Origin of the sequence: Bradyrhizobium sp. AUGA SZCCT0177 (genome assembly GCF_018130125.1) — a bacterium.
Taxonomy (GTDB): Bacteria; Pseudomonadota; Alphaproteobacteria; order Rhizobiales; family Xanthobacteraceae; genus Bradyrhizobium.
In genome coordinates this window covers 80,001-94,510 of sequence record NZ_JAFCMA010000021.1, presented here as the reverse complement: position 1 = coordinate 94,510, position 14,510 = coordinate 80,001, and the positions used below count along the sequence as shown (strand labels likewise).

Sequence of the window (14,510 nt, the reverse complement as noted above, 5' to 3'; positions counted from 1 at the left end):
AGAAACGAACTGGTCAGGGAATAACAACATGAAACTCAGCTTCTCTCCCGCCTCGCCATTCGCCCGCAAGGTTCGCATCGCCGCGATCGAGACCGGGCTGATCGACAAGATCGAATTCATTTCGGCGACGGTGGCGCCCGGCACCGTCAACGAGGAATATTCGAAGATCACGCCGCTGAAGAAGCTGCCGGTGCTGATCCTCGACAATGGCGACGTCATTCTGGATTCCTACGTCATCGTCGAATATCTCGACGAACTCGCCGGCGGCAACAGGCTGATCCCGGCCTCCGGCCCGACGCGCTGGCAGGTCAAGTCGGATCATTCGCTGCTGCAGGGCATGCTCGATGCCATGCTGCTGTGCCGCTACGAGGGCATGGTGCGCCCGCAGGAGTTGCGGTGGAAGGCCTGGTCCGACGACCACTGGAACCGGGCCTGGACCGGCATGGCGCGGTTCGAGAACAAGCTAGAGGTGCTGTCGCGGCCGTTCGACATCGTGCAGATCGGCCTCGTCTGCGTGCTCGGTTATGCCGATTTCCGCTTTGCCGATTGCGGCTGGCGCAAGGCGTTCCCGAAGCTCGATGCCTTCCATCAGAAAATGCTGGAGCGGCCGTCGGTGAAAATCTCGGCTCCCCCGCCGGCGTAACGATGGAGACGGCAGCATGCGTGAGGGCGGCAGGAAATTGCGGCGCCTCGGCATCGCTGCCGTGCTCCTGCTGTCGGCGTCCGTGACCGCGCGGGGACAAACCGGCATGGCTTGCGGAACGCCCACCGCCCTCGACGATGGCTGGGCCATCGCCTCCCCCGAAAGCGTCGGCCTCGATGGCGCGCGGCTTTGCACCATCGCGGCGCGCCTGAAGGAAATTCAGGCCAACGTCCACGCCGTGGTCATCGTCCGCCACGGCAAGCTGGTGTTCGAACAGTATTTCGCGGGCTATGACGAGCCCTGGGGCCAGGGCGGCGGCCAGCACGAGTTCGATGCCACCACCCTGCACGACATGCGCTCGGCCTCGAAGAGCGTGATCTCGCTTCTGGTCGGCATCGCGATCGACCGCAAGCTGATCGCGAGCGCGGAAGAGCCCGTCGTCAAATTCTATCCGGAGTATTCTTCCGTCAAATCGCCGGGCTGGGACCAGGTCACGCTTCGCCATCTGCTCACAATGTCGTCCGGCATGCAGTGGGACGAGAACCGCGCCTGGAACGATCCGAAGAACGACGAACCGCATTTGGGCAGCGAGACCGACCCGATCCGCTACATTCTGTCGAAGCCGATCGTAAAGCCGCCGGACAATGTGTGGACCTATAATGGCGGCGGGACGGATTTGCTCGGCAATATCCTCGAACGCGTCTCCGGCAAGCCGCTGGAAGCGTTCGCGCGCGAGGTGCTGTTTGGGCCGATCGGAATTACCGATCTGGAATGGAAGACCTACTCGAAGAACGGCAAGGTCGCTTCCGCCGTCGGCCTGCGGATGCGGCCGCGCGATGCCGCCAAGCTCGGCCAAATGGTGCTCAATCGCGGCACCTGGGGCGGACAACAAATTGTCTCGCCGGAATGGATCGAGCAATCGGTGCGGCCGCGCTTTCAGGCGATCGGCTATTTCAGCGGGCTGTTTTTCTACGGCCAGCAATGGTGGATGGGCCGCTCGATCGCGCTGGAGACGGAAGTGAAGTGGATTGCCGCGATGGGCCTCGGCGGCCAGCGGCTTTTCATCGTGCCCGACCGCGACCTTGTGGTGATGACGACATCAGGGCTTTATCCTCAACCACGCCAGGGCGACGGAGCGTTGGATATGATGGCGAACTACATCCTTCCATCCATTCGCGACGACAAGAACAAGGAAAAGCCATGAGCCTGAAATTCACCGTCGGCGATCTCACCATCCACCGTATCATCGAGCAGGAAGCCGCCTTCGTGCCGGCGCTGGAGATGCTGCCGGGGCTAACGCCGGAACTGCTGGCGGAAAACCGCGGCTGGATGCAGAAGGCCGGCGCGCTCGACGCCGATGACGTGCTGATCCTGTGTTTCCAGTCCTACATCGTGAAGACGCCGCACCACACCATCCTGATCGACAGCTGCATCGGCAACGACAAGCCGCGGCCGCTGCGTCCGAAATGGAACATGAAGACCGACGACACTTACGCGCACGCGCTCGCCGCGGCGGGTTTTTCCGTCGGCGATATCGACTATGTCATGTGTACGCATCTGCATGTCGATCACGTCGGCTGGAACACGCGCCTGGAAAACGGCCGCTGGGTGCCGACCTTCCCGAAGGCGCGTTACGTGTTCGGCAAGACCGAGTTCGATTACTGGACCGAAACCAATGCCAAGACGCCGGTGCCGCCGTTCGGCGACAGCGTGCTGCCGGTGGTCGAAGCCAGACAGTCCGAGATTGTGCGCGACGATTTTGCGATCGGCGATCACACCCGCCTGCTGCCGACGCCGGGCCACACCCCCGGCCATCTCGCCTTCACCTTCGGCCGCGGCAAGGACGATGCGGTGTTCTCGGGCGATCTGATGCATTCGCCGCTGCAGACGCGCTATCCGGAAATGTCGGTCAAGTTCGACGTCGACCAGGCGCAGGCGGGCGTCACGCGCCGCAGTTTCCTCGAACGCTATTGCGACACCGACACGCTGTGCTGCACCGCGCATTTCCCCTCGCCGTCGGTCGGCAAGATCCGCCGCGCCGGCAACGGGTTTACCTGCGAGGCGATATGAGCACGGCGGCGGAGACATTCGAGACGCTGGCGCTGGAACGGGTTGATGCGCATGTGATGATCGTGCGGCTCAACCGGCCGGACGCCTCCAACGCGCTCAACACCCAGATGGGCCGCGATCTCGTTCGCTGTTTCGAGGATGTCGCGCTCGACCCCGCCAATCTGCGCTGCATCGTCCTGACCGGATCCGGCGACAAGGCGTTCTGCGCCGGCGGCGACCTCAAGGAACGCCGCGGCATGACCGACGAGCAATGGACGCGCCAGCACGTGATCTTCGAGCGGATGGTGCGGGCGCTGATCGACTGCCCGGTCCCGATCATCGGCGCCGTCAACGGTGCGGCCTATGGCGGCGGCTGCGAGATCGCAGGCGCTTGCGATTTCCTCTACGCCGCCGAGACCACACGCTTTGCCCTGACCGAGGTGACGCTCGGCATCATGCCGGGCGGCGGCGGCACGCAAACCCTGCCCCGCGCGGTCGGCGAGCGCCGCGCCAAGGAACTGATCCTGACCGGCAAACCCTTCACGGCAGCGCAGGCGCGCGACTGGGGCCTCGTCAACGAAGTGTTTCCGCAAGCCGACCTGCTGCGGGAAGCGCTGGCGACCGCGTCGCACATCGCCCGCAACGCCCCGATCTCGATCCGCCAGGCCAAGCTCGCAATCCACCGCGGCCTGCAATCATCGCTGCGCGACGGGCTTGCGCTCGAGATCGAGGCCTATAACCGGATGGTCCCGACCGAGGACCGCCGCGAAGGCGTGCTGGCGTTCAACGAAAAGCGCCCGCCGAACTTCAAGGGGCGCTAACGCGCTTCAATCGAACAGGTTCGGCGTGTGGTTCACCACCGCGCCTTCGATCGCCAGCATTTTGAGTTTCGTCACCACGCCGCCATTGGCGGAGAAGCCGCCCGGCTTGTTGCCCGCCGCCAGCACGCGGTGGCAGGGCACCACGATCGGACAGGGGTTGCGGCCGAGTGCCTGGCCGACGTCGCGCGACAGCTCGACGCCGCCGAGCTTTTTCGCGATGTCGCCATAGGTCATGGTCTGGCCCGGCGGAATGGTGCGCGCGATGTCGTAGACGCCGCGGTTGAATTCGGGCACGCCGTCGAGGTCGAGCACGACGTCCGCCAGGTCGTTCGGCTTGCCGGCCAGGAGTTCGACGATACCTTCAATCGCAGCCTGCACGTTCGCTGGCGGATGCGCCTCGTCGATGTCGCCATGGCGCTGCTGCAGCCGGGTGCGGGTTTTCTTCTCGTCGCCCATCGGCAGTTGCACCGACACAATGCCGCGCTCGCCCCACACGATGCCACAGCGGCCGATCGGGGTGTCGAATATCGCAAATTGCTGTTCGGTCATGATCTCGCTCCAGATCCTCTCGCTCCGATAGTTTGAGCTTGATGCTGGTCCCAAATCTAGGCTTGGAGATTGTTGCTATCCACCCGAAACCTGAGGGAACTTGACGGCATAAACAACTTCCGATGATGTGGGATATTCACCGCGCCATTCAATGGCGCCGCCCCGCACACCGAGCCCCCCATGCAAACCCTCCCCGTCAACGGCTTCGACATGGCCTATCTCGAGGCCGGTGACGGCCCGCCGCTGGTGTGCGTGCATGGCTCGCTGTGCGACTTCCGGATCTGGTCGTCGGTGATGGGGCTGCTGTCGAAAAAACACCGCGTCATCGCGCCGTCGCTGCGGCATTTCTTTCCCGACCATTGGGACGGAATCGGCGACACCTATTCGATCGCGCAGCATGTCGACGACGTGATCGCCTTCATCGAGAAACTCGGCATCGGACCGGTCGATCTGATGGGCCACTCCCGCGGCGGGCACATCACGTTTCGCGTCGCGCAGCGCCGGCCGGACCTGTTACGAAAACTGATCCTGGCCGAGCCCGGCGGCGAACTCGACGCCTCGCTCGATCCCGCCTACGAGCCCGGCCCCTCGCCGCTGGCGGCCCGAATTGCAGCGTCCGCGGAGGTCATCGCCAAGGGCGATATCGATGGCGGGCTTGCCATCTTCATCGACGCGCTCGAAGGACCCGGGGCCTGGAAGCGCCTGCCGGCGACGCCGAAGCAGTTGCTGCGCGACAACGCCACCACGCTGATCGGCCAGATGCGCGACTCGCGTCCGCCGTTCTCCAAGGCGGATGCGGAAGCGATCACGACGCCGACGCTGTTCATCGGCGGCGCCAACACCAGGGGCACGCCGCCGCTGGTGCTGCGTGCGCTGGCCGCGAATGTGAAGGGGTCCCGCACCGAGATGATCCCCCGCGCCACGCATCCGATGTTCGAACAGGCGCCGCAGAAATATTGCGAGATCGTGCTCGCGTTCCTGGCAGAGGCTTGATCCCATGCAAACGCTTCCCGTCAACGGCTACGACATCGCCTATCTCGACGTCGGACAGGGCCCGCCGCTGGTCTGCGTCCACGGCACGCTCGGCGATTTCCGCACCTGGTATCCGGTGCTCGGACCGCTGTCGAAAAAACACCGCGTGATCTCGCTCAGCCTGCGGCACTTTTTCCCGGAGCATTGGGACGGCGTCGGCGACGACTATCTGATGGCGCAGCATGTCTCCGACGTGATCGGCTTCATCGAGCAACTGAAACTCGGTCCCGTCGACCTGATGGGCCATTCCCGCGGCGGGCATATCGCCTTTCGCGTCGCCGAGCAGCGGCCGGATCTATTGCGCAAGCTGGTGCTCGCCGAGCCCGGCGGCGACCTCGACGCCACGCTCAGTTCAGCCGGTGCGGGCCCGGGTTCGTCGGCGATTGCGGCGCGGATTCCGGCTGCGGTGGAGAAAGTAAAAGCCGGCGATATCGACGGCGCGCTCGACCTGATCGTCGACATGATCGATGGCGAGGGCACGTGGAAGCGACTGCCGGCCGCACCCAAACAGCAGCTCCGCGACAACGCTTATACGCTGATCGGCCAGGTCGGCGAGAAGCGCCGGCCGTTTTCACGCAGCGAAGCGGAATCGATTGGGATGCCGACCTTGCTGATCGGCGGCGGCGACACCCAGGGCTCGCTGACCCAGATCTGGCGCGTGCTGGCGCAGCATATTCCCGGCGCCAAAACCGCCGTGATCCCCGGCGCCCGGCACTGGATCTTCGATCAGGCGCCGCAGGAATACTCCGACGCCGTGATGGAGTTTCTGGCGGCGTGAGCGCTGCCGGTTGATCACTTTTCATCGAGACGCCATGCGCCGTCCCAATCGGCGGCCGGCGGATTTGCCTGAAACTCACCGATGCGTTTGACAAGAGCCCTGGACGGCCCGTCGCCGGGGACCGCTTCGAGCCCGGCGCTGAAGGCGTGGCGCGCGTCGTCCCAACGGCGCTCGCGATAGGCGGCGAGCCCCTTCGAATAACTGTCCAGCAGCGACACCTGGTCCGGCGTGAGTTCGTCCTCGCGCCCGATGATCTCGAACACCGTCTCCGGCTGACTCTGGCCGACCACGACCAGGCGGTCGATCTCGCGAAACGCCAATCCGTCACCGGCTGCGGCGATGGTCGGCGCCGAGACCAGGCAATGGCTGCCATAGGCCTTGTTGGCGCCCTCCAGCCGCGACGCCAGATTCACCGCGTCGCCCATGACAGTGTAGCTCATCATGAATTCCGAACCGATGCTGCCGACCAGCACCTCGCCGGTCGCAACGCCGATACGGACGTCGCAGTCGCTGGGCACCGTGCGCACGCCGAGCAATTCGGGAAGCTCCGTCCGCAACGTTGTACCGCGGCGAGCCATGTCGATCGCAGCCAAACAGGCCAGCCGCGCCTGCTCGCCGTCTTCGTTGAACGGAGGACCCCAATAGGCCATGATCGCGTCGCCGATATATTTGTCGATAATGCCATGATGGTTGCGGATCGGCCCCGACATGGTCGACAGATAATGGTTCATGACCTTGACCAGCCCCTGCGGCGTCATGCCCGTGCTGAGGCTGGTAAACCCCTTCATGTCGCAGAACAGCACGGTCATCACGCGGCGCTCGCCATCGGTTGTGGTCAGCGATTGACGGTTGATCAATCCTTCCACGACGCGCGGGTCGATATAGCGGCCGAAGGTCTCGCGCATCTTCTCCTTGTGACGCAACTGTTCGACCATGTTGTTGAACGCGGACGTGAGCTGGCCGATCTCGTCCCGCGTGGTGACGTCGATCGATCCATCGAGGCGGCCGGCCTCGACGGCGCGGGTGCCATCCAGCAGCCGCCGGACCGGCCGGGTGATGCCCATGCTGACGAAGATCGCGAACATCAACCCCAATACGGCCGCCAGCACCGTCAGGATCATGGAGATCACAATGGCCTTTTGCTGGTCACGCATCGTCACCACGGCATCGCTGCGGACCTGCACCAGCATATCCTTTCGGATTTCCTCCACCTTCTGATTGAAATCGTCGCGCAGCGTGTCGGCCCGGGCGAGGCTCGCCCTTACCTCGGCGAAATTGCCGGAAGCGAGCAGTGGCAACATCCGCTTGTTCTCATCGCTCAAGTAGCGGCGAAGGTCCTTGTTGACGTTCTCGATCCGGTCATCGATCCGGCCGAGCCTGGCGTTATCGGAATCGGTAGAGGTGTCGTCGATGATCGCATTGATCAGCACCCGCGCGGCCTGGGCCTCTTTGTCGATCTCCAGGTCTTTCGCCTCATAGGTTTTTTGGTGCTCCGCAAAAGCGGCATCATCCGGCGGCGACTGCGTCTTTGCGATTACCATCCTGCGAACCGCCAGCGCCTGCTCCAGCGAGCGGACATTCATCCGCGCCAGATGCCCGTAGGCCTCGACATATTTGCCGCTTAGCTCATCGAGCTGATGGGCGACCTTTCGCGTCATCACCGTCGACAGAACCGATGTGATCGCCATCAGGACGATCAGCCCGACCGCGATGGCAAGGATTCGTTTGCGGATCGACGGTCGCAACATGGATCGGGGCTCTGACATAACGGGCGGACCGGAATGGATGGTGGGGCAAACGAAAAAGCCCGGCCGATCGGGATCGGCCAGGCTTGTTCTTTAGCTCGCGCAGGTAAATTAAGCACGAGCCCGCGCACTGGAATTGCGGCCAGTGTCCCGGGATTCCGGGCCGGACCCCCGCGTAATCGCCCCTCACACCTTCCAGACGCCCACCGGCTGGCGCACGGCGACGTTGAGCCTGTTCCAGACATTGATGTTGGCGATCGCCAGGACCAGCGCTGCAAGCTCCTGTTCGTCGAACTGCTTGTCGGCCTCATTCCAGATCGCATCCGGCACCGGGTCGGCGCGGTCGCTGATGCGGGTCAGCGCTTCCGTCAGCGCCAATGCGGCCCGCTCGGCGTCCGTGAAGTAAGGCGTGTCATGCCAGGCCGCGACCGCGAACAGCCGCTCATCGGTCTCGCCGGCTTTCTTGGCGAGCTTGGGGTGCATGTCGACGCAGACGCTGCAGCCGTTGATCTGGCTGGCGCGCAGATGCACCAGTTCAAGCAGCTTTTCCGGCAAGCTGTTCTTGGTCAGTTCGCCGAGCGAGTGCAGCGCCTTCATGGCGTCGGGAACGACCATGACGGGGTGGTTCATTCGAGCCTGCATCATCTTTGATTCTCCATCCAATTTTGTTCGGTTTTGACGCCGCCGTGCCGATTTGCTGTCACATCGGCACGGTTTCGTTCGTCATAGCCAAGACGGAACGCGACATGGGAATGTGACCGATGGACGAGAAAAAGTTTCTGGCCGAGAAATTCGAGGCCAACCGAGGCCATTTGCGGGCGGTGGCCTACCGCATGCTGGGATCGACCGCCGAGGTCGACGATGCCGTGCAGGAGACCTGGCTGCGCCTTGGCCGTACCGATACCGGCGCGGTCGAAAACCTCGGCGGCTGGCTGACCACGGTGGTCGCCCGTGTCTGCCTCGACATGCTGCGGTCACGCAAATCGCGGCGCGAGCAACCGATCGGCCCGGATGTGCCGGAACCTGCGGCCAACGACGAACACGAGCGCGATGCTGATATGGCCGATTCCGTCGGCGCGGCGCTGTTGGTGGTGCTGGAGACGCTGGCGCCGGCCGAACGGCTGGCCTTCGTGCTGCACGACATGTTTGCCGTTCCCTTTGAGGAGATCGCGCCGATCGTCGGCCGCACGCCCGCCGCAGCGAGGCAACTCGCCAGCCGCGCCCGCCGCCGGGTGCAGGGCACCCCGCCCGCGCCGGACGCCGATTTCAGCCGCCAGAAACAGATCGTCGATGCGTTCCTGGCGGCCTCGCGCAGCGGTGACTTCGAAGGGCTGCTCGCGGTGCTGGATCCTGACGTGGTGTTCCGTGCCGACCAGGCCGCTCAGCGGCTCGGTTCGCTGCCGGAAATCCGCGGCGCTGCGGCGGTTGCCGAAACCTTCAAGGGCCGCGCCCAGGCCGCAAGGCCCGCGCTGGTCGACGGCGCGCTGGCGGTCGCCGTCGTCCTCGGCGGGCAATTGCGCATCATGCTGCGGCTGACCATCAGCGGCGAGCGGATATCGGCGGTGGACGCGGTGGCTGACGCGGAAGCGATCGGCACGTTCGACGTAGAGGTGCTTGCGCCCGGCTAGCGTCGGCCAGAGTTCCACACGTCAAAGCCCCCTTGACCGTGCAGCCAGCCAGGGGTATCAATACCGAATACGGAATTCCGTATTCCATTTTGGACGGCTGGCATGATCCCGTTAGATCCGCTCCCCAACCTGATCGACCAGGTCTATGCCCGGATCCTCGAGGCGATCATTGATCGGACGCTGCCGCCGGGGCAGCGCATCACCCAGAACGAGCTGGCCGAGAAGCTTGGCGTATCGCGCCAGCCGGTTTCCCACGCCCTGCATCTGCTGCACCGGCAGGGCCTGGTGGCCGAGAGCGGCCGCCGTGGGTTCGAGGTCACCGAGCTCGATCCGGCGCGTATCCGCCAGCTCTACGAGGTCCGCGGGGCCATCGACGCCCTGGCGGCACGGCTTGCCGCCGGACGCGTGAAGACCGACACGGCCGGGCGCGCGGCGCTGGAAGCGGCACTGCAAGCCGGCCGGACCATCGGCGAGGACACCCCGCTGGCGCGGCTGATTGCGCTCGACGTCGACTTTCACAGCGCGATCTACCGCCTCGCAGGAAACCCCGCGATCGAGGAAATGATCGCGCCGCAATGGCCGCATATGCGCCGCTCGATGGCGACCGTGCTGGCCGAACTCGACTACCGCGACAGCGCCTGGAGCGAACACGAGGCGATCGCGGTGCGGATTCTGGCCGGCAAGGCTGGGGAAGCCGAGGCCGCGGCATTGGCGCATGCGCAAACGGCGGGACGGATGACGGAGGAAAGACTGAGGGCGACGGATAGGGCGGCGTAAGTCGTCATTCCGGGGCGTGACGAAGTCACGAGCCCGGAATCCATAACCACGATCGTGAGTATGGATTCCGGGCCTGCGCCAAGAGGCGCATCCTGGAATGACAAACAATAGAAAATAAAACAGGAGGAACGACCATGAAACTCACGCAAGAGCAGATCGACTATTTCAACCGCGAAGGCTGGCTGTTTCTGCCCGAGCTGTTCAGCCCCGAGGAAGTGGCCTATCTCGCGCGCGAGGCCGAAGGCATCTACGACGCCGACCGGCCCGAGGTGTGGCGCGAGAAGAGCGGTGCGCCGCGCACCGCCTTTGCGGCGCATCTCTACAATGAAGCGTTCGGCGTGCTCGGCGCACATCCGCGCATGATCGAGCCGGTCGAGCAGGTGTTCGGCGAAAAAGTCTACATGCATCAATACAAGATCAACGCCAAATCCGCCTTCACCGGCGACGTCTGGCAATGGCATCAGGATTACGGCACCTGGAAGCGCGACGACGGCATGCTGCTGCCGCGCGCGATGAATATCGCGATCTTCCTCGACGAGGTGATGCCGATCAACGGTCCCCTGATGCTGGTGCCGAAGAGCCAGCACGCCGGCGACCTCAAGGCCTCGCACGATCTCGAAACCACTTCCTATCCGCTGTGGACGCTGGACGAGGTCACGGTGACGAGGCTGGTGAAGGAAGGCGGCATCGTCGCGCCCACCGGCAAGGCCGGCGGCATGCTGATGTTCCACGGCAATCTGGTGCACGGTTCAGCCGGCAACATCACGCCTTATCCGCGCAAGATCGTCTATTTGACGCTGAATGCGGTCTCCAATTACATCCGCACCCCGACGCGGCCGGAATATATCGCCCACCGCGATTTCACGCCGATCCAGACCGTCGATGACGACGCGTTGCTGCGATTGGCGCGGGCGCATCGCCAGGCGGCGGAGTAGTCGTCAAAGCCGCATTTCAATCAGCCGTCATTCCGGGGCGACGCGCAGCGTCGAGCCCGGAATCCATAACCACGATCGGGAGTATGGATTCCGGGCTCATGCCAAGAGGCGCGCCCCGGAATGACGAGAAGTAGAACGGATTCCTCCCATGAACCTCCACCACCTCCTCCAGGCCCGCCATGCGGCGGGCAAACCGGTTCGCGTCGCCCTGATCGGCGCCGGCAAGTTCGGCTCGATGTTCCTGGCGCAGGTGCCGCACACGCCGGGATTGGAGGTGCCGCTGATTATCGATCTCGACCGTGACCGCGCGCGCGAAGCGTGCCGTACCGTCGGCTGGGACCAGGAGCGGATCGCACGGACCGCCTTCACCGATGACGGCCTGCGCGCGATCACCGGCGGGGCGATGGATGTCGTTGTGGAAGCGACCGGCAATCCGGCCGTCGGCATCCGGCATGCCCGCGCGGCGATTGCCGCCGGCAAGCATGTCGTGATGGTCAATGTCGAGGCCGATGTGCTGGCAGGTCCGCTGCTCGCGGAGGAAGCCCGCAAGGCCGGCGTGGTCTATTCGCTGGCCTATGGCGATCAGCCTGCGCTCACATCAGAGATGGTGGACTGGGCGCGCGCGACGGGATTCCGCGTCGTTGCCGCCGGTAAAGGTACAAAGTATCTGCCAGCCTATCATGATGTGACGCCGGAAGGCGTCTGGGGCCATTACGGCCTCACCGCGGATGAAGCGCAGTCGGCGGGCATGAACCCGCAAATGTTCAACTCGTTTCTGGACGGCACCAAATCCGCGATCGAGATGGCGGCAATCGCCAACGCTTGCCAGCTCGACGTGCCCACGGACGGCCTAAAGTTTCCGCCCTGCGGCGTCGACGACCTGCCGCATGTGATGCGGCCGCGCGACAAAGGCGGCGTGCTGGAGAAATCCGGCGTGGTCGAAGTGGTGTCGTCGCTGGAGCGCGACGGACGCCCGGTGTTTCGCGATCTGCGCTGGGGCGTCTACGTCGTGCTCGAAGCGCCGAACGATTACGCCGCTGACTGTTTCAAGCAATACGGGCTGAAGACCGACGCCTCGGGCCGGTATGCGGCGATGTACAAGCCCTATCATCTGATCGGGCTGGAGCTGAACATCTCCATCCTGTCGGCGGCACTGCGCAATGAGCCGACCGGGCAGCCCCATGGTTTTCGCGGGGACGTCGCGGCGGTCGCCAAACGCGACTTACGCGCCGGCGAAATGCTCGACGGCGAAGGCGGCTACACGGTGTGGGGCAAGTTGATGCCGGCGGCCGCCAGCCTCAAAGCCGGCGCGCTGCCGATTGGTCTGGCCCATCGCGTCAAGCTGAAGAACAACGTCGCCCACGGCGCGGTGGTGCGCTGGAGCGATGTCGAGGTCGACGAAGCCAACGATACCATCAAGACGCGCAAGGCGATGGAAGCGAAGTTTGCCGCGACGGGTAACATGTAGCGATTGGATTACACTTGGTTCCGGCGGCAAACCGCCTCGATGTTGTGGCCGTCGGGATCGAGCACGAACGCGCCGTAGTAATCTTCGTGATAATTCGGGCGCAGTCCCGGTTGCCCGTTGTCTCGTCCCCCGGCTGCGAGCGCGGCCTGGTGAAATCGATCTACGGTTTCCCTGTCGTGGGCCGCAAAGGCGACGTGGCTGCCGGTCTGCGAAGCGTCTTTCTCGCCGATCCAGAAGAATGCCTTCCGGTCGGCCCCATAGCCGGCGGCGGTTGGACCGTCAGCGTACAAGCGCTCGATGCCGAGCGGACGGAGCGCCTGATCATAGAATTTCCTTGACCGCTCGATATCGCTGACGCCCAGCGAGACGTGATCCAGCATCTTGAGGCTCCAATGTTTCATCCCGTCAAATCATGATGGCATCTGGCGCGGATCAGCGCAGCCCCCGAGAGTGCTACGGCAGCAAGCGGCTCGATCGCGCCAGTCCGAACCACTTCCGGAACATCGCCTCGGTGTCCATCATCTCCGTAAAGCCGGCCTGGTTGATCTTCACCGTCGAGACGATCGAGGGCGGGCCCGATTGGGTCTGGCCATGGCGCATGCTGTAATCGGCATACTGGAATGACAGGCCGACAAATTCTTCAAGGCCGGGCGAAATCAGATTATGCTTGCGCCGCAACTCGTCCCACGGCGCGATCCACTTGGGATATTCCTGCGCCAGCGACAGCGGCACGGCGTTGCCCGGCTTCATCTCAAGCGCATCTGCTATCGCCGGCCAGACATTCTCCCAGGTGAAGACATCGCCATTGGTGACGTTGAAGGCTTCGTTGCGCGCGGCGGCCGCCTCGCCGGCCCAGGCGATCGCGCGCGCCAAAAGATCGACGTCGACCGCTTGCGACACCCGCGCGGCACCGCCGGGATAATCGAGCGGCCGGCCCTGCTCGCGCAGCATGGCGGCATAGACGCCGAGCGGCGGGATCAGGTCCATCGCGCCGCCGATTGTCTCACCGACGATCAACACCGGACGCAAAATGCTCCAGTGCCAGGCCTTGCCCTGCTGCAGCTCACGCAGGAAATTCTCCTGCGCCCAGTAGAAATTCGGCTGCTCGTACATTTCCGAGCGGCCTTCGCGCGCCGGCACGGTGAGCGGGCGGACGTGGACGCCATAGGCCTTGGTGCCCTGCAGAAGTGCGACATGCCGAAGCTGCGGCGCGACCGGTTCGAGCGCGGCCATCAGATTGCGCAGCATCAAATCGTTGGTGCGGATCTGATCCTGATCGCGCCAGCCGTCGACCAGATTGGGCGCTTCATACAGCGCAGCGTAGACGAGATGGGTGGCGCCCTGCAGTTCGGTTGCAGCGCGCCGGCACTGCGCGGGATCGGTGAGGTCGATCTGCACGTGCCTGAAGCCATGGAGCTCGCGCGGCCTGCGCCGCGACAGCGCCAGAACGTCGCATCCCCCGGCGGCGCCGAAGTGCCGCAATGCGGCATTTCCCACCAATCCCGTGGCGCCCGCGACCACGACCTTCTTCTCTGCCATTTCCGGCTCCAGCGGCGATTACCGGCCTTCCTATCAGACCAACGCCGGTCGCGTCAGTCTACGTCTTAGCCTTTCGTCGTGTGAAGGCCGGGCATGTGAAGGCCGGACCATTGCGTAAACTTATTGCAGCTGTTCGCAGCTGCGGCGGGGCCAGAACCCTTGATTATCGACCCCCGATTGGTCATCCTGACCTACGGGTTTGAAAGGATTGATCTCAATCACCAATCGAACGTCGGCCATCGTCGGACAGAAACGACAATTCAAGATCGTTGTCCCGTGGTCAGTATTAAAAAACAAAAGGGGAAACGAATGAAACGTCGTGATTTTATCAAAGTAGGCGGTGTCGGTCTCGCTGCGACTGCGGTCGCATCACCTGCCATCGCGCAATCCAATCCTGAAATTAAGTGGCGGCTTGCGGCCAGCTGGCCAAAGGCACTCGATACGCTCTACGGCGGCTGCGAATTTTTCTGCAAGCGCGTTGCCGATATCACCGACAACAAATTCCAGATTCAACCGTTCGCCGCCGGCGAAATCGTGCCGGGCCTG

Annotated in this window: 16 protein-coding genes (1 of these 16 only partly in view); 11 read left to right on the top strand and 5 right to left on the bottom strand. The window is 63.9% G+C overall.

Annotated elements, in window-relative coordinates; genetic code table 11:
• The first annotated feature begins 28 nt into the window (after positions 1-28).
• From JQ597_RS23900 to JQ597_RS23885, 4 genes are read left to right on the top strand one after another with little or no spacing between them, the layout of a single operon-like run.
• Complete coding sequence (locus JQ597_RS23900; RefSeq protein WP_212267165.1) at positions 29-643, top strand: glutathione S-transferase family protein; 615 nt, start codon at positions 29-31, stop codon at positions 641-643.
• Between the two features lie 16 nt (positions 644-659).
• Positions 660-1,847 carry a serine hydrolase domain-containing protein gene (locus tag JQ597_RS23895; protein ID WP_212267163.1) on the top strand — a complete coding sequence of 396 codons (1,188 nt, stop codon included), beginning with the start codon at positions 660-662 and terminating at the stop codon, positions 1,845-1,847.
• Entirely contained in the window at positions 1,844-2,713 is an 870-nt protein-coding gene (locus JQ597_RS23890) for an MBL fold metallo-hydrolase (RefSeq protein ID WP_212267161.1), read from the top strand. The genes JQ597_RS23895 and JQ597_RS23890 overlap by 4 nt, the downstream gene beginning before the upstream one ends.
• Positions 2,710-3,513, top strand: coding sequence for an enoyl-CoA hydratase/isomerase family protein (locus tag JQ597_RS23885; protein ID WP_212267159.1), 804 nt, complete (start codon positions 2,710-2,712; stop codon positions 3,511-3,513). Before JQ597_RS23890 ends, JQ597_RS23885 begins: the two co-directional genes overlap by 4 nt.
• 6 nt (positions 3,514-3,519) lie before the next feature.
• Here JQ597_RS23885 and JQ597_RS23880 read toward each other — a convergent pair whose 3' ends face one another.
• Positions 3,520-4,062, bottom strand: a complete 543-nt coding sequence (locus JQ597_RS23880; RefSeq protein WP_212267157.1) for a methylated-DNA--[protein]-cysteine S-methyltransferase — start codon at positions 4,060-4,062, stop codon at positions 3,520-3,522.
• 180 nt (positions 4,063-4,242) lie between these two features.
• Here JQ597_RS23880 and JQ597_RS23875 point away from each other — a divergent pair, with 180 nt between their 5' ends.
• Positions 4,243-5,055: an alpha/beta fold hydrolase gene (locus JQ597_RS23875; protein WP_212267155.1), complete on the top strand. Its 813-nt coding sequence runs from the start codon at positions 4,243-4,245 to the stop codon at positions 5,053-5,055.
• Between the two features lie 4 nt (positions 5,056-5,059).
• Positions 5,060-5,872 (top strand): alpha/beta fold hydrolase, encoded by an 813-nt coding sequence (locus JQ597_RS23870; protein WP_212267153.1) that lies wholly within the window; start codon positions 5,060-5,062, stop codon positions 5,870-5,872.
• 14 nt (positions 5,873-5,886) lie between these two features.
• On the opposite strand, the gene JQ597_RS23865 is transcribed toward JQ597_RS23870, so the two are convergent.
• Both JQ597_RS23865 and JQ597_RS23860 read right to left on the bottom strand, forming a co-directional pair.
• On the bottom strand, positions 5,887-7,620 hold the full coding sequence (locus JQ597_RS23865; protein ID WP_212267150.1) for an adenylate/guanylate cyclase domain-containing protein: 1,734 nt from the start codon (positions 7,618-7,620) through the stop codon (positions 5,887-5,889).
• A gap of 183 nt (positions 7,621-7,803) precedes the next feature.
• Complete coding sequence (locus JQ597_RS23860; RefSeq protein WP_212267288.1) at positions 7,804-8,259, bottom strand: carboxymuconolactone decarboxylase family protein; 456 nt, start codon at positions 8,257-8,259, stop codon at positions 7,804-7,806.
• Positions 8,260-8,378: 119 nt separating this feature from the next.
• Between JQ597_RS23860 and JQ597_RS23855 the strand changes: the two genes are divergently transcribed.
• From JQ597_RS23855 to JQ597_RS23840, 4 genes are all read left to right on the top strand, one after another.
• Positions 8,379-9,245: a sigma-70 family RNA polymerase sigma factor gene (locus JQ597_RS23855; RefSeq protein WP_212267147.1), complete on the top strand. Its 867-nt coding sequence runs from the start codon at positions 8,379-8,381 to the stop codon at positions 9,243-9,245.
• Positions 9,246-9,347: 102 nt separating this feature from the next.
• Positions 9,348-10,022: a GntR family transcriptional regulator gene (locus JQ597_RS23850; protein ID WP_212267143.1), complete on the top strand. Its 675-nt coding sequence runs from the start codon at positions 9,348-9,350 to the stop codon at positions 10,020-10,022.
• Between the two features lie 134 nt (positions 10,023-10,156).
• Positions 10,157-10,957: a phytanoyl-CoA dioxygenase family protein gene (locus JQ597_RS23845; protein WP_212267140.1), complete on the top strand. Its 801-nt coding sequence runs from the start codon at positions 10,157-10,159 to the stop codon at positions 10,955-10,957.
• A 148-nt stretch (positions 10,958-11,105) separates the two neighbouring features.
• Positions 11,106-12,425 (top strand): NAD(P)H-dependent oxidoreductase, encoded by a 1,320-nt coding sequence (locus tag JQ597_RS23840; RefSeq protein ID WP_212267138.1) that lies wholly within the window; start codon positions 11,106-11,108, stop codon positions 12,423-12,425.
• 8 nt (positions 12,426-12,433) lie between these two features.
• Here JQ597_RS23840 and JQ597_RS23835 read toward each other — a convergent pair whose 3' ends face one another.
• Both JQ597_RS23835 and JQ597_RS23830 read right to left on the bottom strand, forming a co-directional pair.
• The gene (locus JQ597_RS23835; protein WP_212267286.1) at positions 12,434-12,805 is read right to left on the bottom strand and encodes a VOC family protein; all 372 of its coding nucleotides are present in this window, start codon (positions 12,803-12,805) and stop codon (positions 12,434-12,436) included.
• Between the two features lie 73 nt (positions 12,806-12,878).
• A complete protein-coding gene (locus tag JQ597_RS23830) occupies positions 12,879-13,964 on the bottom strand; it encodes an NAD-dependent epimerase/dehydratase family protein (RefSeq protein ID WP_212267135.1) in 1,086 nt (361 codons plus the stop codon).
• 309 nt (positions 13,965-14,273) lie between these two features.
• Between JQ597_RS23830 and JQ597_RS23825 the strand changes: the two genes are divergently transcribed.
• Positions 14,274-14,510, top strand: partial view of a TRAP transporter substrate-binding protein gene (locus JQ597_RS23825; protein WP_212267132.1) — the beginning only. 852 nt of this gene lie beyond the right edge of the window; 237 of the gene's 1,089 nt are visible here — the first part of the coding sequence; its start codon is at positions 14,274-14,276; its stop codon lies beyond the right edge, outside the window.